Source organism: Malaciobacter mytili LMG 24559 (assembly GCF_003346775.1).
Taxonomy (GTDB): domain Bacteria; phylum Campylobacterota; class Campylobacteria; order Campylobacterales; family Arcobacteraceae; genus Malaciobacter; species Malaciobacter mytili.
The window spans coordinates 2,095,215-2,120,641 of the sequence record NZ_CP031219.1 but is presented as its reverse complement, the minus strand read 5'-3'; the positions used below and the strand labels follow the sequence as shown (position 1 = coordinate 2,120,641).

The window sequence follows — 25,427 nt, the reverse complement described above, 5'->3', positions numbered from 1 at the left end:
TTCTCAAAGGAGAATTTATGAAAGAAGAAGAAAAAAAAATTCTTTTTATAATTAAATATACCCCAGTAATTTTTATATTTACTCTTTGTATTGCTATTAACTTATATTTTTTTAATAATAAAAAAACTACTTTCCAGTCAAATAAACTACAAATAGAAGAGAATTTTATATCAATTAATAAAAACTTTATAAAAAGTAATGTGGATGAAATTATTTATTATATTAGATATAAACAACTTTCAACAGAAATAGAACTTAAAAACAAAATAAAAAATGCAGTTGAAAATGCTACTATAATTGCTAATAAAATATATAAACTAAATGAAAAAAAATCAAAAGAAGAGATACTTTTTAAAATCAAAGAAGTTCTTAGGGATTTTAGATATGACCAAGATGAAGATAGCTATTTTTTTATTTATGATTTAGAAGGCAAAAATATTTTACATCCAGTAAATAATATTGAAGGTAAAAACTTATGGAATTATGTGGATAAAAAAGGTGCTTTAATTTCACAAGAATTAAAAGCATTATTTGCAACTAATGATGAATTGTATTATTATTGGTATTGGCCTAAAAAAGATGATAAAGAGTATAAAAAACTAGGCTTTTTTAAAAAAATGCCTAATCTTGGAATTTATATTGGAACAGGAAAGTTTATACTTGATTTTGAAAATAATATAAAAAATGAGGTAATAAATTATATTGCTAATATAAAACTTAATGAATCTGGATATATTTTTGTTACTAATTATAAAGGTGAATATTTAAGTTATTATAATAAAAAATTAATTGGTAAAAATATAAAAGATTATGTAGCATATGAAAATAAAGATATTTTTATTGAGCAATTAAATGAAAATGCAAAAGAAGGTGGTTATATAACTTATTTGCATAAGAATAAACCCCATAAAAGTAAAACTATAAGAAAAACAACTTATGTAAAAGCTTTTAAAGATTGGGGGTGGATTATAGGAACAGGCTTTTATTTAGATGATTTTTATAATGAATTGGAAAAAAAAGAGCATTCTTTAGAAGATGAATATAAAAAAGAGATTTCTGCTTTTTATAAAATAGCTATTATTTCAACTATTGTCTCATTACTTATTTCTTTATATATTTCAAAACTAGTTGAAAAAATTTTTTTACGATATAAAAAAGCTATTAATAGCCAATTAAAAGAGAATATAAAAAAAGATAATTTAATTGCATACCAATCAAAAATGGCAAGTATGGGAGAAATGATAGGTAATATTGCTCATCAATGGAGACAACCTTTAAATGCCATAAGTTCTGCTTCAAGTGCTATAAAATTACAAAAAGAACTTGGAGTTTTAGAAGATGAATTTGAAAATAGAACACTTGACTCTATAAATGAAAATGTACAATATCTTTCTAAAACAATAGATGACTTTAGAAACTTTTTTAATAAAAATAAACAGACTAGCAAAATTAGTTTAAATGATTCAATAACTAAAACTTTAAGTTTAGTTTATGCTCAATATAAAAATAAAGATATTGAAATAATAAAAAATATAGAAGATATAAAAATAAAATCACTTGAAAATGAATTAGTTCAGGTTTTAATTAATATTTTAAATAATGCAAGAGATGAATTAATTAAAATAGAAAATGAAAGATTTATTTTTATTAATATAAAAGATGAAAATAATAGTGTTTTAATAGAGATAAAAGATAATGCAAAGGGAATTGATAAAAAGATTATTGATAAAATATTTGATCCATACTTTACAACTAAAAAAGATACAAATGGTACAGGAATAGGGCTTTATATGAGTAAAGAAATAGTAACTAAGCATTTAAAAGGTGAAATAAAAGTTCAAAATGTAAAATATAAATATAATGAAAAGATGTATAAAGGAGCAAGTTTTATAATTAGACTTCCAAAAGAAATCTAATTATTAAGATTTGTTTAAACTAAAGATAGTTTAAGCTGTATTTAACTATAATCCGCAACTTAATTAGTCAATAAGAGGAAAACTAAAGATGAAAAGAACATATCAACCACATAATACTCCTAGAAAGAGAACACATGGTTTTAGAGTTAGAATGGCTACTAAAAACGGTAGAAAAATTATCAAAGCTAGAAGAGCTAAAGGTAGAAAAAGATTAGCTGTTTAAGCAAAAAACACCGAATTAATAGTTCAAGCGATTTTAACAAAATATATAAAAGCGACAAAAAATGGCATACCCATTCATTTGTCGCTTTTTTTTCGCCTAATACTAACTTAAAAGTTGCCTTTGTTGCTTCTAAAAAAGTTGGAAAAGCGGTTGAAAGAAATAGGGCTAAGCGAAGACTTAGAGGAATGTTTGTTTCTTTTGAAAACAAGGTAATTTCTGGAAATTACATTTTTGTTGCCAAACAAAATATTTTTGAAAGAGACGTTAAAGAGTTAGAAAAAGATTTTCTTTTTGCTCTTAAAAGATTAGAACTTCTAAAATGAGACTAATAGCTAAATATCTTATTCGATTTTATCAAAAATATTTATCTATTTTTTCATATGGAAGTTGTAGATATTACCCAACATGTTCTGAATATGCTGTTTGGCAATTTGAAAATAATACTTTTTTTAAGGCTATTTATTTTACAATAACACGCATATTAAAATGTAATCAGCTTTTTGAAGGTGGATTTGATTATCCAATTATAAAGCTTGCCAAGCATAATAATATTAACTATAAAAAAATTAAAATCAAATATTGGTATATACCTATAAAAAATAATAGATATTTGGTACTTAAAAATAGGGAGTGGAATAACAATAATGAACAACTTTAATCAAGATAATGGTGGTATGCAAAAACGAATGTTAATTATGACATTGGTAGTTTTTGTATTTTTTATTGCATATGAATTTTTGGTATTAAAGCCTCAACAAGAAGCAAAACAAGCCCAAGCACAAACACAAACAACTCAAAATAGTGCGCCAGCAGTTGAACAAGGAACAAATGTATCTGCTTCAGCAGAAAATATGTCAAAATCAGTTAATGCTTTATCTTCTAAAGCAATTGGTTCTAATGAAATAATTACTCAAGTTAAAACTAAACATAATATAATTGAGATTGATAATTTAGGAAGAATTGCACAAGTTACTTTACAAGATAAACAATATATTGATGGTAATCATGAGCAAATAAAACTTTTTGAAGCTAATCAATTAAGACCTTTAGAAGTAAGATTTGCTGATGTAAATGTAAATAATGAAGCTTTTAAAGTAAATTTAATTGCAGATAAAAGTAATGTTGATGCAACTTCTTCTACACAAAAAGTTGTTTTAACACAAAACTTAACAGATACAGTTTTAACAAAAGAGTTTACTTTTTATCCAGATGGTCATTATGATTTAAAAATATCTTCTACAAATGATAAAAAATTCTTTATTACAAATGGATTTAGACCAAATGTATTAGCAGATATGTATGCAGATCATGGTATGTATGTAAAACTAAATGATGGAACTATGGAATTAGTAGAAGATGGAGATTTAAGTAAAACTAATAATTATACTGGTATTAAATTTGTATCAAATTTTGATAGATATTATGCAACAGTTATTTATAATTTCCAACAATCACTTGCTGTTACAGTAATGCCTGATTCACAAAATAATCCACAAGCTTTTATTCATGGAAATGATAATATTACATTTAGTGGATATTTAGGACCAAAAGAGTTTAATACTTTAAAAGCGTTAAATCCTGAATTAACAGATGTTATTGAATATGGTTGGTTTACGTTTATTGCAAAACCAATGTTCGTATTATTACAATATATTCATAATATGGTTGGAAACTGGGGATGGACAATTGTTATTGTTACAATCTTAATTAAGTTAGTATTATATCCTTTATCATACAAAGGTATGGTATCAATGCAAAAGCTTAAAGATTTAGCACCAAAAATTAAAGAGATACAAGAAAAATATAAAGATGACAAACAAAAAGCTTCAATGCATATGATGGAACTTTATAAGAAAAATGGTGCAAACCCAATGGGTGGATGTTTACCTATTTTATTACAAATTCCAGTTTTCTTTGCTATTTATAGAGTTTTATTAAATGCTATTGAGTTAAAAGGTGCTGAGTGGATTTTCTGGATTCATGATTTAGCAGAAATGGATCCTTATTTTGTATTACCAATTTTAATGGGTGTTTCAATGTGGTTACAACAAAAAATCACTCCAAATACAATGCAAGATGAGATGCAAAAGAAGATTTTCCAAATGTTACCAATTGTATTTACATTCTTCTTCTTATGGTTCCCTGCAGGATTAACTCTATATTGGTTTGTAAACAACGTATTTACAATAGCTCAACAATACACAATAAATAGAATGTTTGAGAAGAAAAGAGCTATAAAAAAATAGGAAAAAATATGAAAAAGTTTGAAGCAAAGAGTTTAGAAGAAGCTTATGAATTAGCAAAAAATGAATTTCAGTGCTCAATTACTAATTTAGAAATTGAAATAGACCAACAACCAAGAAAAGGATTTCTTGGTATTGGCAAAAAAAATGCCATAATTAGAGTTTTTGAAAAAAGCTCACAAGTTAGTAGCTACGCAAGAAAAAATAAAGAACACTCTTTTAGAAAAAAAGATATAAAAATCGAAGATGTTTCTAAAAAAATACAAGATTCAAATAAAGAAGAAATACAAGTAAAAAGTTATAAAAAACAAGAATTGAGAAGTGTTCCTAATTTAGAATCAAAAGAAAATATTTTTGATAACTTTTATGAGGTAGATGAAAAACAACAAATTTCTCAATTAATTGTAAAAAAAGATAAAGATGAAATTTTACAAGAAGTAAAAGCTGGAATTGATTCTTTGTTTTCAAACACATGTTATGATATTGATGAAACTAAAGTAGAGTTTTATGATGATGAAACAATTTATGTTGAATTTACAGGAGTAGACTCTGCTTTATTAATTGGAAAAGAAGGATATAGGTATAAAGCCTTATCTTATATTCTTTTTAATTGGATAAATGAAAAATATGGTCTTATGCTAAGATTAGAAGTTGCAGAGTTTTTAAAAAATCAAGAAGATTCTATTCATACATATTTAGAACCTGCAATTGAAATTATAAAAGAAAAAGGTAGTTTTAAAACAAAACCTTTAGATGGAATTTTAGTTCATATTGCTCTTAAAAGATTAAGAGATGAATTCCCTAATAAATATGTTGCTGTTAAAACAAATATTAGAGGTGATAGATATGTACTTGTTAATGAATATAGAAGTAAAGAGCAGTAAAATTGTTTGATGATAGTACAATTGTTGCAATAGCAACAGCCAATGGTATTGGTTCAATCTCTATTGTAAGAGTTAGTGGTAAAAACGCTTTACCAATAGCTCTTAAAATCTCAAAAAAAACTAATTTAACTCCAAGATATGTAACTTTATCAACACTTTATTCAAAAGATGAAAACCCTATTGATGAAGGTTTATTAATCTATTTTAAAGCACCTTTTTCATTTACTGGTGAAGATATTGTTGAGTTTCAATGTCATGGTGGAGTAGCAATTGCTAATATGATTTTAGATGAAGTAATTGCCCTTGGTGCAAGAATAGCAAATCCTGGAGAGTTTTCAAAAAGAGCTTTTTTAAATGGAAAAATAGATTTAAGTAAAGCAGAGGCAATTTCTAAAATTATTGAAGCAAGAAGTGAAGATGCAGTTAAACTTTTAGCTAAACAGTTAAAAGGTGAATTAAGTTTTTTTGTAAATGATATTAGAGAAGATTTACTTTTTATGCTAGCTTATACAGAAGTTAGTATTGATTATGCAGAAGATGATTTACCAGATGATATTTTAGAAAAAATTGATGTAAAACTTACAAAAATAAAAGAAAAACTTTCTAACACTCTTGAAGCTAGTAAGAGAAGAGAAGGGATGATAGAAGGTTTTAAAATAGCAATTGTTGGAAAACCAAATGTTGGTAAATCTTCTTTATTAAATAAATTGCTAAATTTTGATAGAGCTATTATTTCTGATATTGCTGGAACTACTAGAGATACTATTGAAGAGTCTGTTAAAATAGGAACTCATATTATAAAAATAGTAGATACTGCTGGAATTAGAGATGAGACTTCTGATATTATAGAAAAAATTGGAATTGAAAAATCAATTGAAGCAATAGAGCAAGCAGATATTGTTGTAGCTTTATTTGATAATAGTAAACCTTGTGATAGTGAAGATGAAAAGATTTTATCTTTATTAAAAGAAAATTCAAATAAGCAAATTATTAAAGTATTAAATAAAACAGATTTACAAAATTCTTTTGAAAAATCTAAACTTAATGATTTTATTGAATTAAGTACTAAGCAAAGTATTAATCCTTTAATAGAAAAAATAGAAAAAATTTTAGATGCCAATACTCATAGTGATGAGATGACTCTAATTTCAAAAAGACAAATTCAAAGTGTTGAGCTAACTTTACATCATATAAATGAAGCAACTTTCCCTTTACAAACAGGAGAATTGGAATTTTTTGCTCATCATATAACAGAAGCTTTACATAATATTTCAAATATTACAAGACCATATGACAATGACGAGATGTTAGATGTTATGTTTGGAGAGTTCTGTTTAGGTAAATAATTGGATACTAGGAGATTATTATAAAATCCTAGTTCCTAATTTTTATGGCTTTTCAAAAAAGTTAAAACTAGCATTATGCTTTCCTATTTCTACCCAAGAGTTACAATTAAAATCAATTCTTATTATATCTCCCATATCAAAGGGTTCTCTAAAACCACAAAAAGTATAAGCAAGGGCAGCTAAAGAAGGATTGTGTCCTACAATTAATAAAGAATTAACTGTGTCAAAAGTATAAGTAATTGTTTCATTTAGTTCATTTAAAAAAGCTTGATAAATTACTTCATTATACATAATATTTCTTGGATAATTTAGCTCTTTTACTAAAACTTCAGCAGTTTGTCTTGCTCTATTTGCTGGACTTGAAACTATTAAATCAAGATTTATTTCTCTTTTTAGAAGTTTTTTTGCTAACTTTGCAATATCATCTTTGCCTTTTTGCGTTAGATTAATATCATAATCATCTTGAGAAATATTCTCTTCTTTTTCCCCATGTCTTAATAAATATAATGTTTTCATATTAACCCTAAATCATTTTTTTAATTGTAAAAAGTTTTAACTTGAAAATTAATAAAAATGACATTATTTTTTACTATTTATATTTTTTTGGATATTCAAAAGATATTAATTTACAATTGCTAGGTGAAATCTTTTGCCAATTTTGACAATTAAAGCTTAATTCAATAATTCCGCAAGTGGGGATATTATCTTTAAATGAAGCAAATTTTTCACTAAATTGATTTAAACTTGGATTGTGTCCCACTAAAAATATAGTTTCATATTTATCTTCTAAATATTTTATAGCCTCTTCTATATCTTCTAAAGAAGCTTCATATAAATTTTCATAATATTCTATTTTATGTTTGTCATAATTAATTTCCAAAGCTATTAATTCTGCTGTAATTCTAGTTCTATATGAAGGAGAGGCTATGATTAAATCAGGTTTTATTTCCAATTGTTTTAGTAAGTTTCCCATAAATGGTGCATTTTTTTTGCCTCTTTTATTTAAAGGTCTATCAAAATCTTCTAGGGTTAAATTTTTCCATGAAGACTTAGCATGTCTAATTAAATATAACTTTTTCAAAATATCTCCTTAAGAATTTAGTAGCTTTTAATTGTTTGTTAAACTTGATAAATTATAATATAATATAGTATATGAAATTTAATTAAAAGGTAGAGTTATGGAACAAGTAAAAACAGTATTTTTTTTAGCTCTTTTATCTGTATTATTTGTATTTATTGGTTACTCTTTTGGAGGAGCAAATGGAATGCTTATTGCCTTTTTGCTTGCTGGTGGGATGAACTTTTATGCTTATTATTATTCAGATAAACAAGTTCTTGCACAATACAATGCCGTTGAAGTTCTTGATAAAAGAAATTATATATATCAAATTACACAAAAACTAGCATATAAAGCAAATTTACCAATGCCAAGAGTTTATATAATTCCTGAACATACTCCAAATGCTTTTGCAACAGGTAGAAATCATGAGCATGCAGCTATTGCTGTAACTCAAGGGTTAATTGATTTATTAAATGAAAAAGAAATAGAAGCAGTAATTGCCCATGAATTATCACATGTTAGGCATTATGATATTTTAATTGGAACAATAGCTGCTGTTTTTGCAGGAGCAATTGCAATGATTGCAAATATGATGCAATTTGGTGCAATGTTTGGTGGTGGAAATGATAGACAAAACTCAAACCCAATTATTATGATTATTTTAGCAATAGTTTTACCATTAGCTGCTGCAATTATACAAATGACAGTAAGTAGAAGTAGAGAGTATATGGCTGATGAAGGTGCTGCAAGACTTACAGGAAATCCTAGTGCATTACAAAGTGCTTTAAGTAAATTGGAAAGTTTTGCAAAAAGAGGTGAAGTTCATAATGCAACAGAACAAACAGCTCATATGTTTATTATAAATCCATTTAGTGGAAAAGATATGAAATTTTCTGATTTATTTAGAACTCATCCTACAACAGAAGATAGAATAGCAAGATTAGAAGAGTTGAAAAAACAGATATAGAGACTTTAAAGGTCTCTATTGAAAAATATCTACTAAATTATCTATTTGTATCTCTTCTTTTAAAATAGGATAAATTCCCTTTGCAATTAAAGAAATTTTTAAATCATAATCAATATCTTTTATCATAAAATAATTAACTCCATAATCATATAAAACATCAGGCAGTACATTACATGTAGCTTCTTCTTCATTTTCAAACATTGGATTATTTATGCAACTAATAGATTTAATTTTATAATCTTTTATAAATATAATCCATATATATTTTGCTTCAGCCTCAGAGTATTCAAATTCATCTTTTGTATTTGAACATATTGCTATATGAAATTCATTTTTAACTTCATGTACTTTTATATTTTTACCAGTTATTAATGCCAAAGAGATTTTTTTTCTTGCACTTTTTATAATTCTTGCAAATGTTGCTCTTGATACATTCATTTTTTTCGCTGCATCTTCTTGATACATACAAAATGAATCCATTAAATGTATTGCTTCTAGTTCTTCATGTAGTAAAACCACATCTTCACTAGCTTTTGTATCTTTGGGTCCAAAGTATTTACACACAGGTTTTAAATCTAATTTTCTCTCTAATTTTTCTCTAGGCATTTATCTCCTTAGTGTTCTTTTGATTTGGTTATTTTATCATAATTTTATTGAAAAATTTAAAAAAGTACTTGACATATGCTCAAATAAATGATATTATTCGGTCATATGTTCATAAGACTTAACTCAAAATGAAAATTTTATGAATAGCACATAAATTTTTAATTAAACTAAGTGAACCCGCTCTCTCAAATTTATTCTTAGTTGAACTTGAATTGGGGTTAGGTTTGAAGAATATATTAACATATAATTTGATTGTCCATTTTGTTTAGTTGTCTAGCCTAACATACAAAATAACACTCCTCTCTTGGGACAATCAAGATTATAACACCATTATTTTTGTAAAAACTTTTTTATATATATAATCAATTTTTTAAGTTTTTACAAAAATCCTTTTTATTGTTTTAAAAATTTGATAAAAGGTATAAAATGCGAATAGTCTTTCCTACAGTTGAAAATCTAAGTTACATGTCACAAGTTGCTTCAAATATAAATGAAGCCTCATATTTTACTATTTTAAATCTTACTGGACAAACAATTAGTTCTGTAGAGATGTTAGATAAAAAAAGAACTTCAAAAGATCTTGTAAAAGAGTTTAAGAAGAATAATTTTAATGTTATAGTTGTTTCTCAAACAGAAGGTTTACCTATTGAAGAATTAAAGAAAAATGGAGTATCTATTTTTGTTGAAGAAAATAGAAAAAAAGTTTTATCTTTATATAGTGATTTTGTTCAAGATAAATTAAAAAAGATATAAAAAAAAGTACCCCTTGACCAAAGAGGTACTTTTGAAATTATATATAAAAAAAATTAAGTAAAACTTACTTTATAAACTAATCTTTTCTTTTTACTTCCCATAAACTTTTTTAATATTTTTAATTGTTGAGCTCATATTTAAAAGTAACATATCAGCAATTACAAGAGCTGCCATAGATTCAGCTACTACACTTCCTCTTACTGCAACACAAGGATCATGTCTTCCTTTTAATTCACATTCAACTTCATTATTATAAATATCAATTGTTTCTTGTTTTATAAAAATTGATGGGGTTGGTTTAAAATATACTTTTAAGTTAATTTCATCACCATTTGAAATTCCACCTAAAATTCCCCCACTATGATTTGATTTAAAGCCATTTGCTCTTATGGCATCATTATTTTCATTGCCTTTAATAGCTACACTATTTATTCCATCACCAATTTCAATAGCCTTAACTGCATTTATACTCATCATTGCATTTGCTAATTGAGAATCAAGTTTGTAATATAGTGGTTCACCAAGTCCTACAGGACAATTTTGTATATTTATTAATGCAACTCCTCCCACACTATTGTGAGAATTTTTTGCTTTTAAAATAGCTTCTTTTTGGGCTTCTTCAACTTGTTTATCTAAAGCATAAATCTCAGAAGTTTCAACATTTGAAAAATCAATATTTAAAGCTTTAATTCCATCAATTTCACAAATTCCACTTTGAACTTTAATATTTAGCTCTTTTAATAAAAGTTTAGCAATAGCTCCTGCTGCAACTCTAGCTGCTGTTTCTCTTGCACTACTTCTTCCTCCACCTCTATAATCTCTAATTTCATATTTATTAAAGTAAGTAAAATCTGCATGTCCTGGTCTAAACAAATCTTTTACATTTGAGTAATCTTTACTTTTTTGATTTTCATTAAAAATTATCATAGAAATTGGAGTTCCTGTTGTTACTCCTTCAAAGACACCACTTAAAATTTCAACTGTATCACTCTCTTTTCTTGCAGTTGCATATTTATTTTGTCCAGGCTTTCTTCTATTCATTTCACTTTGAATAAATTCTTCATCTATTTTAATACCTGCTGGTACTCCATCAACAATACAACCTAAGGCTTTCCCATGACTTTCACCAAAAGTTGTAAATTTAAATTTTACTCCAAAGCTATTCATTAATTAATTTCCTTAAATTTGTCAATAGCAATTTTAGCAACTGCTTGTTGAGCTAATTTTTTACTTTTACCTTTTGCTTGTCCATATTTAACCCCATCAATCCAAATTGATACTTCAAACTCTTTTTTATGATCAGGACCATATGAACCTTCAATTCTATATTCAGGAATACTTCCAAATTGTGCTTGTGTTATTTCTTGTAAAGCAGTTTTATAATCACTAAATAAAACATCCAAATTGATTTTATCATAAGTGCTTCGTAGTAGATTTAAAATAATTGGCTTTAAAACTTCAAGTCCTGATTCTAAATATATTGCACCCATAATTGCTTCAAAAGCATCAGATAAAATAGAAGCTTTTGTTCTACCTTTATTTCTCTCTTCAGCTGTAGAAATATAGATATAATCACCTAATCTAATCTCATTTGCTAGTTTAGTAAAGCCTGTTTCATTTACCAATGAAGCTCTAATTTTTGATAATTCACCTTCATTTGAAGTTGGAAAATTTAAGTATAAATATTCTCCTACAATTAAGTTTAAAACAGCATCACCTAGAAACTCTAATCTTTCATTATTATAAGGCTTTTTTAAACTTTTATGTGTAAGTGCTTCGATTATCAGATCTTTATTTTTAAACTGATAACCCAAACACTTTTCTAACTTTGAGTAATCACTCATTTTCTTCCCCTTTACTTTTTAAGTTTTCAGCAAATGTTCTTGCTAGTATATCACATCTTTCATTATGCTCATGCCCTGCATGACCTTTTACCCAAATTGCATTTATTTTGTGTGGTTTTGAAACTTTTAAATACTCTTGCCACAACTCTACATTTTTAACGGGTTTTTTTGAGGCACTTTTCCAATTATTTCTAACCCAGCCTTCAAGCCACTCATTAATTGCTTTTACAACATAAGTTGAATCAGAAATCACATTTACAATACAAGGTTCTTTTAATGCTTTTAAACCTTCAATTACTCCAACTAATTCCATTTGATTATTTGTAGTATCTTTTTGTCCTCCAAAAAGTTCTTTTTCATAACCATTATATTCAAGAATTGTTCCCCAACCTCCAGGTCCAGGGTTTCCTAAACTTGAACCATCACTGTAAAGATTGATTTTCTTCATTTAAATCCTTAGCTAAATTATATTTAACTTTAAAAGTTAGAATATTATGACAGTGTGGACATCTTGATTCATAGATTGGATGTATATGTTTACAAGAAGTACAAATAAACTCAAAATCCAAGGTAGCTGGCACTTTATGTTCATGTCGATTTAAGATAATCATAATATCAAGTACAAAATCACTACTATGATTACAAGTTTTTAAGTAGCCTTTTGCATTATATATTTGATTTAAAAGTTTATTTTTTGAAACCTTATCAAAATCAATATCATTAAAATCTAAGTACCATAATAAATCAATAAATTTTGTTATATCAAATTCTTCTATATGTTTCCAAAAGAAATCTTTATTAAATTGGATAAGAAACTCAACAAAAAGTCTTTCAATAATATGATTTAATTTAAATGAGGAATATAAAGTTGATGTTTTTTCTTCATATGATAAATCAGAATTATTTAAAACTTTTAAAGTTTCAATATAGATTCGTTCTCTAATAACTTCCACTTGCAATTCATCTAAGGCTTGTGTTACTTCTAAAGCTTTATCATATTCTTTTAGCTTTTCATAGATAATAAGAAGATGTTTTAAAGCATTTTCATTTCTTGAAGAGAATTTTAATATTCTTAAATATATCTCTTTTGAACGTTGTAAAAATCCACCTTTAAAATAAGTAGAACCCAATAACTCTAAAAGCTCTTCTTTTTTAACCCTATCAGTAACATGCTCCAATAAAGTTAGATAAACAGAAATTGCTTTATTATAATTTCCTTTATGTACAAAGGTAGAAGCTAATAGTAGTATAGAATCAAAAGGTAAATTATATGTTTTATATAAGTGAACATAGTCCTCTTCTTTTAATTTACCAAGTTCAAACCTAGTTAATAGTTCCCTATAATCTTTTCTGGCATTCTTTTCTTTATACACACCAAATGAGTATGTAATAAATGAAATTAAAAATATCAATGTAAAGAAGATTATAACACTAAAAAGTGGGTCTCGATAATCTAATACTAAGCTATCCAATTAAAACCTTTATTTAATAAAGTGATATATATTAACATAAAAGCACATATAAAATAATAAAAGAGTATAATTTTACTATGATAACAAAAGAATCAATAGATAATTTAAAAAACCATCTTGAAATAGTTGATGTAATTTCCCAATCATTAGAGCTTAAAAAATCTGGTGCAAACTTTAAGGCTTGTTGTCCTTTTCATGGAGAAGACACTCCTTCTTTTGTAGTAAGTCCAGCAAAACAAATCTATCATTGTTTTGGTTGTGGTGCAGGTGGTGATGCTATTAAATTTATAATGGAATATGAAAAATTATCTTACCCTGAAGCTATTGAAAAACTAGCTTCAATGTATAATGTAACTTTAAATTATGAAGAAAATGAAAATAAACCTAAAATAGATTTAAAAATTTTAGAAACAGTAAATAAATATTATCAAAAACTTTTTATAAATAATCTTGAAGCAAAAGAATATATCAAAAGTAGGGGAATTTCTGAATTTTCTATTGAAAAATTTGAAATAGGTTATGCTCCAAAATCCTTTGAAACAATAAATTTTTTAAAAGACAACTTTCTAAATTTAGCCGAAGCTAAAGAACTAGGAGTTATTGATACAGGAGAAAATGGCTTATATTCAAGATTTATTGAAAGAATAACTTTTCCTATTTATGGCTTAAATAATAAAATAGTTGGTTTTGGTGGAAGAACTATTAGTGGACATAATGCAAAGTATGTAAACTCTCCACAAACTAAACTTTTTAATAAATCAAAACTTCTATATGGTTACAATATTGCAAAAGAGAATATTTATAAAAAAAATAGAATTATTGTAACAGAAGGTTATCTTGATGTAATTATGCTTCATCAAGCAGGATTTAATACAGCAGTGGCAACTTTAGGGACAGCTTTAACAAAAGAACATTTACCAATTTTAAGAAGAGGTGAACCTAAAGTAATTGTTGCATATGATGGTGATAAAGCTGGATTAAATGCAGCTTTTAAAGCTTCTGTTATGCTAAGTCAAAGTGAATTTGAAGGTGGAGTTGTTATTTTTGATGCAGGATTAGACCCTGCTGATATGGTAAAAGATGGAAAAATAGAAAAGTTAAATAAAATTTTTGCAGAACCTATTGCTTTTATTAGGTTTGCTATTGATTATATTATTTTGAAATATGATATAAATGACCCTATGCAAAAACAAAAAGCTTTACAAGAAGCCAACGAATACTTAAAAAGCTTAAGTTTAATTTATCAAGATGAATATAAAAGATATATTGCTCAAAAATTAAATATAAGAGAAAATTTAGTAAAAATTGCAAATGAAGCAAAAAGAAAAATAGATGTTAATTTAAGCAAAATAGATATTGCTGAACTTTGCATTATTAAAACTATTTTGGAAAAGCCTTCAACTTTAGATAAAGTATTAGACTTGGTTGATTCAAAAGTTTTTGAATATCATAAAAATGAGTTTGAACTTTTAATAAGTGATATTTCAAATCCTTCTTTAAATTCTATTTTATTAAATGATAAACTTGAAGTTTATGATGATGAGAGATTATATAGGGAAGTTTTACTACTTTTAAGTAAATATTTTACTGAAAAACTTAATACTATTTTATATAATAAAACTTTAGATTTTAAAGATAAAGCAATTAAAATTAGAGTAATTAGAGATAAAATTTCTCAATTAAAACAGGGAAAAGCAGTAAGTTATGACTTTTAAAAAGCATAATTAATTGAAATCACGGTCATTTTTTTGTAAAATACGCAAAAAATTATTGAGGAAGAAAAATGGAATTTTTAAATTCTGATAGATTACCAGCAGCAATTGGTCCATATTCTCATGCTGTAAAAGCAAATGGTTTAATCTATACATCTGGCCAAATCCCTTTAACAAAAGAGGGAGAATTAGTAGAAAGAGAAATAAAAACTCAAACTAGACAAGTTTTAGAAAATATAAGAAAATTACTTGAAGATTGCCAAAGTAGTATGGATAGAGTAATTAAAGTTACAATTTATTTGGAAAATATGGAAGATTTTGGTATAGTTAATGTTTTATATGCAGAAGCTTTTGGAGAACATAAACCAGCTAGAAGCACAGTTGCAGTTAGAACTTTACCAAAAAATGTTCTAATTGAAATGGATGTGATTGCGTTACCATACGATTATCAATAAAAAATATTTTCGCTTAAACAAAGTTTAAACTAATATAAGATAATATTTCGCTTCACAAAAAAATACGTATTTGATAGATATAGATAGTTAGAGGATAAAGAATGTACGCAATTATTAAATGTGCTGGGAAGCAATATAAAGTTCAAGAAGGTGATATCCTAGATGTTGATTATTTAGGAAAAGCTGCAAAAGAAACTTTAGAAATTACTGATGTTCTTGCAGTTAACAATGGAGAACTTAAAACTGGTGATGCTATTTTGGCTGCAAAAGTTGAAGCAGAAGTAGTACTAGACGGTACAGGTGTAAATAGAGGTAAAAAAGTTATCATTTACAAAAAAAGAAGAAGAAAAGATAGTAAATTAAAAAGAGGTTTTAGAAAAAGCTTTACTAAAATCAGAATTACTAAAATCGCTGCATAATTTTTAAGGAGATATAAGTATGGCTCACAAGAAAGGTCAAGGTAGTACACAGAATAATAGAGATTCAGCTGGTAGAAGACTTGGTGTTAAAAGATTTGGTGGAGAAACTGTAAGAGCTGGTAATATTATTATCAGACAAAGAGGTACAAAAGTACACGCAGGTAGCAATGTAGGTATTGGAAAAGACCACACAATTTATGCTTTAATTGACGGTGTTGTTAAATTCGAAATTAAAGATAAAAACAGAAAAAAAGTATCAGTTTACGCTTCATAATTATTGAGGTATTGATGATAAATTTAAAGGGTGTATGGCTTTGCCTACACCCTTTTTTAGTTTTAGGAGAAAAATAGTGTTTATAGATAGTGTAGAATTTACAGTTTCATCAGGAAAAGGTGGGCAAGGTTGTGCCTCTTTTAGAAGAGAGAAATTTGTTGTAAAAGGTGGACCTGATGGTGGTGATGGAGGAAGAGGTGGAGATGTTTATTTTCAAGTTGATAGTAACACAGATACTCTATCTTGGTATAAAGGAAGAACTGTATTAAAAGCTGAAAATGGTAAACCAGGAATGGGTAGAAATATGACTGGAAAATCAGCACCAGCTTTAACACTTATTGTACCTCCTGGAACACAAGTTATTGATGCACAAACAGATGAAGTTTTATTTGATTTATTAGAAGAGGGTCAAAAAGTTAAACTTTTAGAAGGTGGAAAAGGTGGACTTGGAAATGTTCACTTTAAAAACTCAAGAAATCAAAGACCTACATATTTTCAACCAGGACTTCCAGGTGAAAAAAGAGAGATTAGATTAGAATTAAAACTTATTGCAGATGTTGGATTAGTAGGTTATCCAAATGTTGGAAAATCAACATTGATTTCTACAGTTTCAAATGCAGAACCTGAAATTGCAAACTATGAATTTACAACATTAACTCCAAAATTAGGAGTTGTTGAAGTTGGTGAATATAGTTCCTTTGTAATGGCTGATATTCCAGGAATTATTGATGGCGCAAGTGAAGGTAGAGGATTAGGTTTAGAATTTTTAAGACATATTGAAAGAACAAAAACTTTATTATTTACAATTGATGTTGCAAATTATAGAACAATAGTTGATCAATATGCAGTATTAAAAGAAGAACTTAAAAAATTCTCAGAAGAGTTAAGTGGAAGAAACTATGCAATTGCTTTAACAAAAGTTGATGCATATTATGGTGAAGATTTACATGAAGATATAAAAAACTTTATAAAAGAGTTAGGTTTAGAAGTATCAAATAGCAATGACTTTGGTTTTGATTCAAACTTACCGTACTTTATCCAAGATTTAACTATGTCAAGATTTGATAGCAGTAAACCATTTTTTATTTTACCAATATCTTCTGTAACACATTTAAATACAAAATCTATTAGATTTGCTTTATATGAACTTTTAGGACAAAGTAAATGAAAAGATTAGTTATTAAGGTTGGAACAGCAGTTTTAACTCAAAATAATGAATTAGCTTTAGAAAGATTAGGAAACTTAGTTGACCTAATCGCAAAATTAAAAAATGAAAAAAACTATGAAGTAATTTTAGTAAGTTCAGGTGCAGTTGGAGCTGGATTTACAAAATTAAAGCTTGATAAAAAACAAATTGCAAATAGACAAGCTTTAGCAGCTATTGGGCAACCTTTACTTATGAAACATTATAAAAAGAAGTTTCAAGAGTATGATATTAAATGTGCTCAAATGCTTTTAATTGCAGATGATTTTGATTCTAGAAAAAGAACAAAAAATGCTCAAAATGTAATGGAAATTTTATTATCAAATAATATTCTTCCAATTTTAAATGAAAATGATGTAATTGCAAATTATGAGTTACTTTTTGGAGATAATGATCAATTAGCTGCACATGTTGCTTATCATTTTAAAGCAGATATGTTAGCAATTTTATCTGATATTGATGGATATTATAATAAAAATCCAAGAGAGTTTGATGATGCAGTTTTACAAAAAAATATTTCATTTATTGATGATTGCGAACTTGAGATGAAACATACTCCAAATTCTGAATTTGCAACAGGTGGAATTGTAACTAAATTAAAAGCTGCTAAATTTTTAATGAATAACAATATTCCAATGTATCTATCTTCAGGATTTGATTTAACAAATGCTTATGATTTCTTAGTTGAAGAAAATCATAAAAGTGGAACATTATTTAAAGCACAATAAGGAATATAATGAGCAAGATTTTATTTATGGGAACTCCTGATTATGCTACAGTTATCTTTGATAGATTAATAAAATCACAAGATTATCAGGTGGTAGGATTGTTTACTCAACCAGATAAAAAAGTTGGTAGAAAGCAAGTTCTAACTCCACCTCACATTAAACAATATTGTCTTGACAACTCTCTTACTCTTCCAATTTTTCAACCTGAAAAGTTAAGAAATAATAGTGAAGTTGTTGAGATTATTAAGAATTTAAAAGTTGATTTTATAATTGTTGCAGCATATGGTCAAATTTTACCAAAAGAGATTTTAGAACTTGCTCCTTGTATAAATTTACATGCTTCTATTTTACCTAAATATAGAGGTGCAAGTCCTATTCAAGAATCAATTTTAAATGATGATACTTATACAGGTGTAACTTCTATGCTTATGGAAGAGGGACTTGATAGTGGAGATATTTTAGCAATAGAGTATTTAAAATTAGAAGATAATATGTTAGTTGATGAAGTATTTAATAAACTTTCATTTATTGCAGCTAACCTTACAATAACAACATTAGATAATTTTAATAAAATCAATCCTAAAAAACAAAATGAAAATGAAGTTAGTTTTTGTAAAAAAATAAAAAAAGAAGATGGTATTGTATCTTTTTCCTGTGCAAAAGAGCTACATTTAAAATATAAAGCTTATTGCTATTGGCCTGGCGTATTTTTATCTTCTGGTTTAAAATTAAAGCAACTTTATTTAGAAGAGACTTTTTCAACTAATAAAGAGGGTGAGATTTTAAAAATTGAAAAAGATTTTGCAATAATTGCTTGTAAAAAAGGTAGCATAAAACTTTGTATTGTGCAAGCACCTTCTAAAAAAGAAGTTAATATTACTGATTATTTAAGAGGTAAAAGATTAAGTATTGGTGATACAATAGAATAGTATTGTATCACATTAAAAAATAGTAAAATCCAGTTACAGTTAATAAACTTGATAATACTCCTAAAACTAAAGCATTAATTGCAAAAGTTTCATCAAGTCCACCTTTTATGGCTAAAACTACTGCCATAGTCATAGGTGGCATTGCTGCTTCAATAATAGTAACCTTACTCCAAGTATCTTCAATATTGTAAAAAAATAAAAAGGCAAAATATACAAGTATGGGTACAATAAACATTTTTAAAAACATTGCACTTATAACCTCTTTTAGTTTATAAAAGATATTTTTTATTTGAAGCTTCATTCCAATAGCTACCATGGCAAGAGGAACTAATGTAGCACCTAAAGTCTCAGTTGTATTTATAATAAAAGTAGGAACTGTAAAAAACTTTGCAAAAATAGTTATAAAAAACATAATAATTGGTGGAAAATATAAAACACTTTTTGTAATTGATTTAAAATTAACATATTGACCACTTCCCCAATTTATAATTATCATTCCTAAACTAACAAGTAATAAAAATGAACCAAAAAGATCATATATTAAAGCATATACCACATAATCCTGACCATAAAAAGCATCAATATATGAAAATCCGATAAAAGAAGTATTTCCAAAAGTTGCAACAATTAAAAAAGTTGCAAATAGTTTTTTTTCTAACTTTAAAAACTTTGCAAAAAAGTATGCCAAAACAAGGTTAAGTAGTATAATTATATTAAACATTATTATTAGTTTAAATATTTCAAAACTTAACTCTAATTGATATATTTTATTAAATACTATTGCTGGTAGCGAAAAGTAAATAATAAATTCAATTAACTCTTTTGAATTGTCTTTAAAATAGACTTTAAATAAGTATCCAAATAATAAATAAAATGCAATAGGCAAAACTGGGTCTAGCATTAACTCTCCATCCTTTAAATATGATTATTATATTAATAATAGTATTAATTTATTCTTGAATTTCTTTAGGTATAATTTTATTATGAAAATTATAAGATTAAATGAAATAGATTCTACACACTCATACTTAAAAGAGTATATAAAAGAAAATTCATATACAACTCCTACTTGTGTAGTTACTTCTTTTCAAACAAATGGTATTGGAAGTAGGGGAAACAGTTGGACAGGAGTAAAAGGTAATCTTTTTTTCTCTTTTGTTTTTAATAAAAATGAGTTGCCTTTAGATTTACCTATGCAAAGTTATTCAATATATTTTTCATATATTTTAAAGCAAGTTTTAGAAAAATTTGGTTCAAAAGTATGGATAAAGTGGCCAAATGATTTTTATATTGAAAATAAAAAAATTGGAGGAACAATTACTACTTTATCAAAAGAATTAGTATATTGTGGAATAGGAATAAACTTAATTAGTGTAAGTAGTGAATATGGAAATTTAGATATAGCTTTAGATGTTGATAACACATTGGAACTCTATTTTGATAAATTGAAAAAACAACTTTCATGGAAGCAAATTTTTAGTGAGTTTAAGATAGAATTTCAAAAGAGTAGAAAATTTAAAGTAACAATAGATAATCAAAAAAAATCATTGGAAAATGCCATTTTAAATAGCGATGGTTCTATAAATATAGATAATAAAAAGGTTTTTAGTTTACGATGACAGAAATTATATCAATAGCTAATCAAAAGGGTGGTGTGGGAAAGACAACTACCGCTGTAAATCTTAGTGCTGCACTAGCTTTAAGAGGTAAAAAAGTACTTTTAATTGATGCTGACCCTCAATCAAATGCTACTACAAGTTTAGGTTTTCATAGGGATACTTATGAATACAATCTTTATCATGTTATGCTTGGAACAAAAGAAATAAATGAAATTATTTTAGACTCAGAAATTGAGAATTTAAAAGTAGCTCCATCAAATATTGGTTTAGTAGGAATTGAAAAAGAATTTTATAAAAATAATAAAGATAGAGAGCTGATTTTAAAAAGAAAAATTGATCCTATAAAAAAAGATTATGATTATATTATTATTGATTCACCTCCTGCTTTAGGACCAATAACAATTAATACTTTAAGCGCGTCAAATTCTGTTCTTATCCCTATTCAATGTGAATTTTTTGCATTAGAAGGATTGGCACAGTTATTAAATACTATTAAATTAGTTAAGCAAACTATAAATAGACAGTTACAAATTAGAGGTTTTTTACCTACTATGTATAGTTCTACTAATAATTTATCAAAACAAGTATTTGCTGATTTAGCTCAACATTTTGAAAGTAAACTTTTTAAAATTGATGAAAGTTCATATGTGGTTATACCAAGAAATATTAAATTAGCAGAATCTCCAAGTTTTGGAAAACCAATTATGCTTTATGATGAAAATGCATCAGGTACAAAAGCATATACAAATTTAGCAAGAGCAATAGCAGGATAAAAATATGGCATTAGGAAGAGGTCTAGGAGAATTACTGGGTGAAGTTGAAATTGCTTATGAAAAAGGCAATAAAAATGATTATTCAAGAAAAGGTTCTATTGTTGAATTAGATGTAAATTCAATTAAGTCAAATCCAAATCAACCTAGAAAAATTTTTGATGAAGATAAATTAAAAGAATTAAGTGATTCTATTGTTGCACATGGTTTATTACAACCTATAGCTGTAATACAAAATGAGTATGATAGTTACACTTTAATCTCAGGTGAAAGAAGATTAAGAGCACATAAATTGGCTCAATTGGATACAATTAAAGCAATTATTCTTGATACTGAAGAGTTTAAATTAAGAGAATTGGCTCTTATTGAAAATATTCAAAGAGATGATTTAAATATAATTGAGTTAGCATATTCTTATGCTCAACTTATAAATGAACATAATATTACACATGAAGAATTATCTAAAAAAGTATTTAAAAGTAGAACTTCTATTACTAATACTTTAAGATTATTACAATTAACTTCTTATGTACAACAATTGTTAGCAAATGATAAAATAAGTGCTGGACATGCAAAAGTTATGTTAGGGTTAAATGAAGCTGAACAAAAGCTAGTAGCGGATTCTGTAGTGGGTCAAAAACTATCAGTTAGAGAGACAGAAAAGTTAGTAAAAGATTTAAAAACACCAAGTACAAAAAAAGTACATAATAATAAAAAAAGTACATCTACATATGATTTTAATCCTTTAAAAAATGTTCTTGAAACATTAAAAAATAATGATTTGAAAGTTAAGGCCGAAAAAAATTATTTTAAAATTGAAATCACTTCTCAAGAAGATATAGAAAAAATTTCTAATTACTTTCGTAACACTTTATAAATTTAAGTAACATTATTCCTCATTTTAATGAAGTTTTATAAATATTTTTGATAAAATTAAGCAGTTTTAGTCAAACTAAACTGTAAAAATATGGAGGAATGAATGTTAGACATAAGTCCTGTATTGTTGCTTAGCTCTGGTATCATCTTTTTGTTAGTTGTTGCTAGACTAAACAGTTGTCTATTCAAGCCTCTACTTAAGCATATGGATGATAGAGCGGAATCTATTAAAAGAGATTTGGAAAATGCAAAGTCAAACAGTGCTAACGTAGATGGCATGCTGGCTGAAGCAAATGATGTGATTGCTGCTGCAAAAAAAGAAGCAGCTGCAATTAGAGATAAAGCTTACAATGAAGCTAAAGTTAATGCTGATGCAAAACTTGCAAATGCAAAAGCAGATTTAGAAGTGAAAACTGAAGAGTTTGCAAAAAATTTACAAGTGGAAACACAAACATTAAAAAATTCATTAATGGCTTCTATGCCTCAGTTCAATGAGAGCTTAAAAGCTAAGCTTAGCTCAATATAAAGGAAGTTATAGTGAAAAAATTATTATTATTAAGTTTATTAGCTTTAACTCCTGCAATATTATTTGCTAGTAGTGAAGGTGCGGAAACAGATATAGTTCAAAGAACCGTTAACTTTATAATTTTTGCTGGAATTTTATGGTATTTATTAGCCGATAAAATTAAAGCTTTTTTTGCGGAAAGAAGTCTTTCTATTCAAGCTGAACTTGATAAAGTACAAGATACTTTAAAAGCTTCAAAAAATAAAATTGACTCTGCTGCAAAACAGCTTGAAGATGCAAAAGTTCTTGCTGCTGAGATAGTAGAAAATGCAAAAGCAGATATTGATTCAATCAAACAAAAAGTTGCTGTTGCAGTTGATGCTGAAATTGCTCACCTAGAGAAAAATTTTGATGAAAAAGTTAAAATTGAAACTAGAAAAGCTAAAAAAGAAGTAGTTGCTGAAGTTCTTGAAGAGCTATTTAATTCAGGCGATGTAGAATTAACTCAAGATGAGTTATCTAATATTGTACTTAAGAAGGTAGCATAATGGTTGATTTAGTAGCAAAAAGATATGTAAAAGCTTTATTAGATGGAAGAGAAGTTGCATCTGTTTCTTCTTTAAGTGATGAATTAAGTTTAATCGCTTCGGCTTATAATGATGAAAAATTTGTAGCTATTATATCATCTACTGAAGTTAAAAATAGTAATAAAGTAGAGTTAATTATCTCTTTAGTGGATAATTGTAGTAATACTTTAAAAAATCTAATTAAATTACTAAGTGATAATAAAAGATTAGATATTGTTCCAGCAATAGCTAAAGAGCTTAAAGCTCAACTTTCTATTATAAATAACTCTTACACTGGTGTTGTTTATACAAATAAAGAGTTAGCTGCTGAATATATTTCATCAATTGAAAAAGAATTTAGTAAAAAATTTAATGTAGATTTATCATTATCACAAAATGTTTGTGATTATAATGGTATTAAAGTTGATATCGATGGACTTGGGGTTGAAATATCTTTCTCTAAAGATAGATTAAAATCTCAAATGATTGATCATATTTTAAAAGCAGTTTAGAACTTATAAAGGAGAATTTGAATGGGTGCAAAGATTCAAGCTGATGAAATCAGTTCTATTATAAAAGAAAGAATCGAAAACTTTGAATTAAACGTTGATGTAAACGAAACAGGTAAAATTATCTCTTTAGCAGATGGTATTGCACAAGTTTACGGTCTTAAAAACGTTATGGCTGGGGAACTGGTTGAGTTTGAAAATGGTGAGAGAGGATTAGCTTCTAACTTAGAAGAGTCTTCAGTTGGTATTGTTGTTCTTGGAAAAGGTGACGGATTAAGAGAAGGTACATCTTGTAAAAGACTTGGAAAATTATTAGAAACACCAGTTGGTGATGCTATGATTGGAAGAGTTGTAAATGCTTTAGGTGAACCAATTGATGGTAAAGGTGCTATTGAAGCAACTGAAACAAGATTTGTTGAAGAAAAAGCTCCTGGAATTATGGCAAGAAAATCTGTACATGAGCCATTACAAACTGGTATTAAAGCAATTGATGCACTAGTTCCAATTGGAAGAGGACAAAGAGAGCTTATCATTGGAGATAGACAAACTGGAAAAACAACAGTTGCAATTGATACAATTCTTAACCAAAAAGGTGAGAATGTTGTTTGTATTTATGTTGCAATTGGACAAAAATCATCTTCTGTTGCTTCAGTAGTTAGAACATTAGAAGAAAATGGTGCAATGGATTATACTATCGTTGTAAATGCTGGTGCTTCTGAATCTTCAGCTTTACAATTCTTAGCTCCATATACAGGTGTTACAATTGGTGAATATTTTAGAGACAATGGTAAACATGCATTAATCGTATATGATGATTTATCAAAACATGCAGTTGCATATAGAGAAATGTCTTTATTATTAAGAAGACCTCCAGGTAGAGAGGCATTCCCAGGGGATGTATTCTATATTCACTCAAGACTATTAGAAAGAGCAGCAAAAATGAGTGATAATTTAGGTGCAGGTTCTATGACTGCATTACCAATTATTGAAACTCAAGCTGGTGACGTTGCTGCATATATTCCAACAAACGTAATTTCAATTACAGATGGACAAATATTCTTAGAAACAAATCTATTTAACTCAGGGATTAGACCTGCTATTAACGTAGGTTTATCAGTATCTAGGGTTGGGGGTGCTGCGCAAATTAAAGCTACTAAGCAAGTTGCAGGTACACTAAAATTATCATTAGCACAATATAGAGAACTTGAAGCATTCGCACAGTTCGCATCTGATCTTGATGAATCAACAAGAAGAGAGTTAGAACTTGGACAAAGAATGGTTGAAGTATTAAAACAAGGTGTTAATAAACCATTAGTTATTGAAAAACAAATTGTTATCATTTATGCTGGTACAAAAGGTTACTTAAATGATGTAGCTGTAAAAGATGTTGTAAAATTCGAAAATGAATTACACGCATTCTTTGAGCAAAAATATTCAAATATTTTAGACGCAATCAAATCTAAACAAAAAATTGATGATGAGACTGAGTCTGCATTAAAATCTGCATTAGATGAGTTTAAAACTGTATTCAATGCAAATTAAGGATT

General features: G+C 27.0%; 31 protein-coding genes. 23 read left to right on the top strand and 8 right to left on the bottom strand.

The window, feature by feature from the left end:
* Positions 1-17: 17 nt before the first annotated feature.
* From AMYT_RS10400 to mnmE, 7 genes are all read left to right on the top strand, one after another.
* A complete protein-coding gene (locus AMYT_RS10400) occupies positions 18-1,916 on the top strand; it encodes a sensor histidine kinase (RefSeq protein WP_114842464.1) in 1,899 nt (632 codons plus the stop codon).
* Between the two features lie 88 nt (positions 1,917-2,004).
* Positions 2,005-2,139 carry a 50S ribosomal protein L34 gene (gene rpmH / locus AMYT_RS10395; protein WP_099342439.1) on the top strand — a complete coding sequence of 45 codons (135 nt, stop codon included), beginning with the start codon at positions 2,005-2,007 and terminating at the stop codon, positions 2,137-2,139.
* On the top strand, positions 2,127-2,462 hold the full coding sequence (rnpA, locus tag AMYT_RS10390; RefSeq protein WP_114842463.1) for a ribonuclease P protein component: 336 nt from the start codon (positions 2,127-2,129) through the stop codon (positions 2,460-2,462). Before rpmH ends, rnpA begins: the two co-directional genes overlap by 13 nt.
* Positions 2,459-2,797 carry a membrane protein insertion efficiency factor YidD gene (gene yidD / locus AMYT_RS10385; protein WP_114842462.1) on the top strand — a complete coding sequence of 113 codons (339 nt, stop codon included), beginning with the start codon at positions 2,459-2,461 and terminating at the stop codon, positions 2,795-2,797. Before rnpA ends, yidD begins: the two co-directional genes overlap by 4 nt.
* Positions 2,784-4,385 (top strand): membrane protein insertase YidC, encoded by a 1,602-nt coding sequence (yidC, locus tag AMYT_RS10380; RefSeq protein ID WP_114842461.1) that lies wholly within the window; start codon positions 2,784-2,786, stop codon positions 4,383-4,385. The genes yidD and yidC overlap by 14 nt, the downstream gene beginning before the upstream one ends.
* An 8-nt stretch (positions 4,386-4,393) precedes the next feature.
* Positions 4,394-5,266 (top strand): Jag N-terminal domain-containing protein, encoded by an 873-nt coding sequence (locus AMYT_RS10375; protein WP_114842460.1) that lies wholly within the window; start codon positions 4,394-4,396, stop codon positions 5,264-5,266.
* A gap of 2 nt (positions 5,267-5,268) precedes the next feature.
* Entirely contained in the window at positions 5,269-6,612 is a 1,344-nt protein-coding gene (gene mnmE / locus AMYT_RS10370) for a tRNA uridine-5-carboxymethylaminomethyl(34) synthesis GTPase MnmE (RefSeq protein ID WP_114842459.1), read from the top strand.
* A gap of 42 nt (positions 6,613-6,654) precedes the next feature.
* Here mnmE and AMYT_RS10365 read toward each other — a convergent pair whose 3' ends face one another.
* Positions 6,655-7,128, bottom strand: coding sequence for a SixA phosphatase family protein (locus AMYT_RS10365; protein WP_114842458.1), 474 nt, complete (start codon positions 7,126-7,128; stop codon positions 6,655-6,657).
* A gap of 73 nt (positions 7,129-7,201) precedes the next feature.
* Entirely contained in the window at positions 7,202-7,693 is a 492-nt protein-coding gene (locus AMYT_RS10360) for a SixA phosphatase family protein (RefSeq protein WP_114842457.1), read from the bottom strand.
* A gap of 97 nt (positions 7,694-7,790) precedes the next feature.
* Between AMYT_RS10360 and htpX the strand changes: the two genes are divergently transcribed.
* Complete coding sequence (htpX, locus tag AMYT_RS10355; RefSeq protein WP_114842456.1) at positions 7,791-8,639, top strand: zinc metalloprotease HtpX; 849 nt, start codon at positions 7,791-7,793, stop codon at positions 8,637-8,639.
* A gap of 15 nt (positions 8,640-8,654) precedes the next feature.
* On the opposite strand, the gene AMYT_RS10350 is transcribed toward htpX, so the two are convergent.
* Positions 8,655-9,245 carry a DUF134 domain-containing protein gene (locus AMYT_RS10350; protein WP_114842455.1) on the bottom strand — a complete coding sequence of 197 codons (591 nt, stop codon included), beginning with the start codon at positions 9,243-9,245 and terminating at the stop codon, positions 8,655-8,657.
* Positions 9,246-9,671: 426 nt separating this feature from the next.
* On the opposite strand from AMYT_RS10350, the gene AMYT_RS10345 reads away from it, so the two are divergent.
* Entirely contained in the window at positions 9,672-9,998 is a 327-nt protein-coding gene (locus AMYT_RS10345; RefSeq protein WP_114842454.1) for a hypothetical protein, read from the top strand.
* Between the two features lie 90 nt (positions 9,999-10,088).
* Here the strand turns inward: AMYT_RS10345 and aroC are convergent, their stop codons facing one another.
* From aroC to AMYT_RS10325, 4 genes are read right to left on the bottom strand one after another with little or no spacing between them, the layout of a single operon-like run.
* Positions 10,089-11,165 carry a chorismate synthase gene (aroC, locus tag AMYT_RS10340; RefSeq protein ID WP_114842453.1) on the bottom strand — a complete coding sequence of 359 codons (1,077 nt, stop codon included), beginning with the start codon at positions 11,163-11,165 and terminating at the stop codon, positions 10,089-10,091.
* Positions 11,165-11,842: a ribonuclease III gene (gene rnc, locus AMYT_RS10335; protein WP_114842452.1), complete on the bottom strand. Its 678-nt coding sequence runs from the start codon at positions 11,840-11,842 to the stop codon at positions 11,165-11,167. The genes aroC and rnc overlap by 1 nt, the downstream gene beginning before the upstream one ends.
* Positions 11,835-12,290: a ribonuclease HI gene (rnhA, locus tag AMYT_RS10330; RefSeq protein ID WP_114842451.1), complete on the bottom strand. Its 456-nt coding sequence runs from the start codon at positions 12,288-12,290 to the stop codon at positions 11,835-11,837. Before rnhA ends, rnc begins: the two co-directional genes overlap by 8 nt.
* Positions 12,265-13,314, bottom strand: coding sequence for a tetratricopeptide repeat protein (locus tag AMYT_RS10325; RefSeq protein ID WP_114842450.1), 1,050 nt, complete (start codon positions 13,312-13,314; stop codon positions 12,265-12,267). The genes rnhA and AMYT_RS10325 overlap by 26 nt, the downstream gene beginning before the upstream one ends.
* Positions 13,315-13,391: 77 nt before the next feature.
* Here AMYT_RS10325 and dnaG point away from each other — a divergent pair, with 77 nt between their 5' ends.
* The 7 genes from dnaG to fmt all read left to right on the top strand — a co-directional run bounded on the left by dnaG (position 13,392) and on the right by fmt (position 19,035).
* Complete coding sequence (gene dnaG / locus AMYT_RS10320; RefSeq protein WP_114842449.1) at positions 13,392-15,029, top strand: DNA primase; 1,638 nt, start codon at positions 13,392-13,394, stop codon at positions 15,027-15,029.
* A gap of 68 nt (positions 15,030-15,097) precedes the next feature.
* Positions 15,098-15,481: a Rid family detoxifying hydrolase gene (locus AMYT_RS10315; RefSeq protein ID WP_114842448.1), complete on the top strand. Its 384-nt coding sequence runs from the start codon at positions 15,098-15,100 to the stop codon at positions 15,479-15,481.
* A gap of 101 nt (positions 15,482-15,582) precedes the next feature.
* A complete protein-coding gene (gene rplU / locus AMYT_RS10310) occupies positions 15,583-15,900 on the top strand; it encodes a 50S ribosomal protein L21 (RefSeq protein ID WP_114842447.1) in 318 nt (105 codons plus the stop codon).
* Between the two features lie 19 nt (positions 15,901-15,919).
* Positions 15,920-16,174 carry a 50S ribosomal protein L27 gene (gene rpmA / locus AMYT_RS10305; protein ID WP_114842446.1) on the top strand — a complete coding sequence of 85 codons (255 nt, stop codon included), beginning with the start codon at positions 15,920-15,922 and terminating at the stop codon, positions 16,172-16,174.
* Between the two features lie 76 nt (positions 16,175-16,250).
* Positions 16,251-17,342 (top strand): GTPase ObgE, encoded by a 1,092-nt coding sequence (gene obgE, locus AMYT_RS10300; protein ID WP_114842445.1) that lies wholly within the window; start codon positions 16,251-16,253, stop codon positions 17,340-17,342.
* Positions 17,339-18,106 carry a glutamate 5-kinase gene (proB, locus tag AMYT_RS10295; RefSeq protein WP_114842444.1) on the top strand — a complete coding sequence of 256 codons (768 nt, stop codon included), beginning with the start codon at positions 17,339-17,341 and terminating at the stop codon, positions 18,104-18,106. The genes obgE and proB overlap by 4 nt, the downstream gene beginning before the upstream one ends.
* An 8-nt stretch (positions 18,107-18,114) precedes the next feature.
* Positions 18,115-19,035 carry a methionyl-tRNA formyltransferase gene (fmt, locus tag AMYT_RS10290; RefSeq protein ID WP_114842443.1) on the top strand — a complete coding sequence of 307 codons (921 nt, stop codon included), beginning with the start codon at positions 18,115-18,117 and terminating at the stop codon, positions 19,033-19,035.
* Positions 19,036-19,042: 7 nt separating this feature from the next.
* On the opposite strand, the gene AMYT_RS10285 is transcribed toward fmt, so the two are convergent.
* A complete protein-coding gene (locus AMYT_RS10285; RefSeq protein WP_114842442.1) occupies positions 19,043-19,936 on the bottom strand; it encodes an AEC family transporter in 894 nt (297 codons plus the stop codon).
* Positions 19,937-20,018: 82 nt separating this feature from the next.
* Between AMYT_RS10285 and AMYT_RS10280 the strand changes: the two genes are divergently transcribed.
* The 7 genes from AMYT_RS10280 (at position 20,019) to atpA (ending at position 25,422) form a co-directional block, all read left to right on the top strand.
* Positions 20,019-20,654 (top strand): biotin--[acetyl-CoA-carboxylase] ligase, encoded by a 636-nt coding sequence (locus AMYT_RS10280; RefSeq protein ID WP_114842441.1) that lies wholly within the window; start codon positions 20,019-20,021, stop codon positions 20,652-20,654.
* Positions 20,651-21,427, top strand: coding sequence for a ParA family protein (locus AMYT_RS10275; RefSeq protein WP_114842440.1), 777 nt, complete (start codon positions 20,651-20,653; stop codon positions 21,425-21,427). The genes AMYT_RS10280 and AMYT_RS10275 overlap by 4 nt, the downstream gene beginning before the upstream one ends.
* A gap of 4 nt (positions 21,428-21,431) precedes the next feature.
* Positions 21,432-22,301 carry a ParB/RepB/Spo0J family partition protein gene (locus tag AMYT_RS10270; RefSeq protein WP_114842439.1) on the top strand — a complete coding sequence of 290 codons (870 nt, stop codon included), beginning with the start codon at positions 21,432-21,434 and terminating at the stop codon, positions 22,299-22,301.
* Between the two features lie 102 nt (positions 22,302-22,403).
* Complete coding sequence (locus AMYT_RS10265; RefSeq protein WP_114842438.1) at positions 22,404-22,826, top strand: F0F1 ATP synthase subunit B family protein; 423 nt, start codon at positions 22,404-22,406, stop codon at positions 22,824-22,826.
* Positions 22,827-22,837: 11 nt separating this feature from the next.
* On the top strand, positions 22,838-23,353 hold the full coding sequence (locus AMYT_RS10260) for a F0F1 ATP synthase subunit B (RefSeq protein ID WP_114842437.1): 516 nt from the start codon (positions 22,838-22,840) through the stop codon (positions 23,351-23,353).
* Entirely contained in the window at positions 23,353-23,883 is a 531-nt protein-coding gene (locus tag AMYT_RS10255; protein ID WP_114842436.1) for a F0F1 ATP synthase subunit delta, read from the top strand. Before AMYT_RS10260 ends, AMYT_RS10255 begins: the two co-directional genes overlap by 1 nt.
* A 21-nt stretch (positions 23,884-23,904) precedes the next feature.
* On the top strand, positions 23,905-25,422 hold the full coding sequence (atpA, locus tag AMYT_RS10250; protein ID WP_114842435.1) for a F0F1 ATP synthase subunit alpha: 1,518 nt from the start codon (positions 23,905-23,907) through the stop codon (positions 25,420-25,422).
* Positions 25,423-25,427: the final 5 nt, after the last annotated feature.

What these genes read in the sequence shown, in the direction of transcription:
- AMYT_RS10400 (WP_114842464.1), top strand. Translation starts at nt 18, where the DNA reads ATGAAAGAAGAAGAAAAAAAAATTCTTTTTATAATTAAATATACCCCA.
- rpmH (WP_099342439.1), top strand. Translation starts at nt 2,005, where the DNA reads ATGAAAAGAACATATCAACCACATAATACTCCTAGAAAGAGAACACAT.
- yidD (WP_114842462.1), top strand. Translation starts at nt 2,459, where the DNA reads ATGAGACTAATAGCTAAATATCTTATTCGATTTTATCAAAAATATTTA.
- yidC (WP_114842461.1), top strand. Translation starts at nt 2,784, where the DNA reads ATGAACAACTTTAATCAAGATAATGGTGGTATGCAAAAACGAATGTTA.
- AMYT_RS10375 (WP_114842460.1), top strand. Translation starts at nt 4,394, where the DNA reads ATGAAAAAGTTTGAAGCAAAGAGTTTAGAAGAAGCTTATGAATTAGCA.
- AMYT_RS10365 (WP_114842458.1), bottom strand. Translation starts at nt 7,128, where the DNA reads ATGAAAACATTATATTTATTAAGACATGGGGAAAAAGAAGAGAATATT.
- htpX (WP_114842456.1), top strand. Translation starts at nt 7,791, where the DNA reads ATGGAACAAGTAAAAACAGTATTTTTTTTAGCTCTTTTATCTGTATTA.
- AMYT_RS10350 (WP_114842455.1), bottom strand. Translation starts at nt 9,245, where the DNA reads ATGCCTAGAGAAAAATTAGAGAGAAAATTAGATTTAAAACCTGTGTGT.
- AMYT_RS10345 (WP_114842454.1), top strand. Translation starts at nt 9,672, where the DNA reads ATGCGAATAGTCTTTCCTACAGTTGAAAATCTAAGTTACATGTCACAA.
- aroC (WP_114842453.1), bottom strand. Translation starts at nt 11,165, where the DNA reads ATGAATAGCTTTGGAGTAAAATTTAAATTTACAACTTTTGGTGAAAGT.
- rnc (WP_114842452.1), bottom strand. Translation starts at nt 11,842, where the DNA reads ATGAGTGATTACTCAAAGTTAGAAAAGTGTTTGGGTTATCAGTTTAAA.
- rnhA (WP_114842451.1), bottom strand. Translation starts at nt 12,290, where the DNA reads ATGAAGAAAATCAATCTTTACAGTGATGGTTCAAGTTTAGGAAACCCT.
- dnaG (WP_114842449.1), top strand. Translation starts at nt 13,392, where the DNA reads ATGATAACAAAAGAATCAATAGATAATTTAAAAAACCATCTTGAAATA.
- AMYT_RS10315 (WP_114842448.1), top strand. Translation starts at nt 15,098, where the DNA reads ATGGAATTTTTAAATTCTGATAGATTACCAGCAGCAATTGGTCCATAT.
- rplU (WP_114842447.1), top strand. Translation starts at nt 15,583, where the DNA reads ATGTACGCAATTATTAAATGTGCTGGGAAGCAATATAAAGTTCAAGAA.
- rpmA (WP_114842446.1), top strand. Translation starts at nt 15,920, where the DNA reads ATGGCTCACAAGAAAGGTCAAGGTAGTACACAGAATAATAGAGATTCA.
- proB (WP_114842444.1), top strand. Translation starts at nt 17,339, where the DNA reads ATGAAAAGATTAGTTATTAAGGTTGGAACAGCAGTTTTAACTCAAAAT.
- fmt (WP_114842443.1), top strand. Translation starts at nt 18,115, where the DNA reads ATGAGCAAGATTTTATTTATGGGAACTCCTGATTATGCTACAGTTATC.
- AMYT_RS10285 (WP_114842442.1), bottom strand. Translation starts at nt 19,936, where the DNA reads ATGCTAGACCCAGTTTTGCCTATTGCATTTTATTTATTATTTGGATAC.
- AMYT_RS10280 (WP_114842441.1), top strand. Translation starts at nt 20,019, where the DNA reads ATGAAAATTATAAGATTAAATGAAATAGATTCTACACACTCATACTTA.
- AMYT_RS10275 (WP_114842440.1), top strand. Translation starts at nt 20,651, where the DNA reads ATGACAGAAATTATATCAATAGCTAATCAAAAGGGTGGTGTGGGAAAG.
- AMYT_RS10270 (WP_114842439.1), top strand. Translation starts at nt 21,432, where the DNA reads ATGGCATTAGGAAGAGGTCTAGGAGAATTACTGGGTGAAGTTGAAATT.
- AMYT_RS10265 (WP_114842438.1), top strand. Translation starts at nt 22,404, where the DNA reads ATGTTAGACATAAGTCCTGTATTGTTGCTTAGCTCTGGTATCATCTTT.
- AMYT_RS10255 (WP_114842436.1), top strand. Translation starts at nt 23,353, where the DNA reads ATGGTTGATTTAGTAGCAAAAAGATATGTAAAAGCTTTATTAGATGGA.
- atpA (WP_114842435.1), top strand. Translation starts at nt 23,905, where the DNA reads ATGGGTGCAAAGATTCAAGCTGATGAAATCAGTTCTATTATAAAAGAA.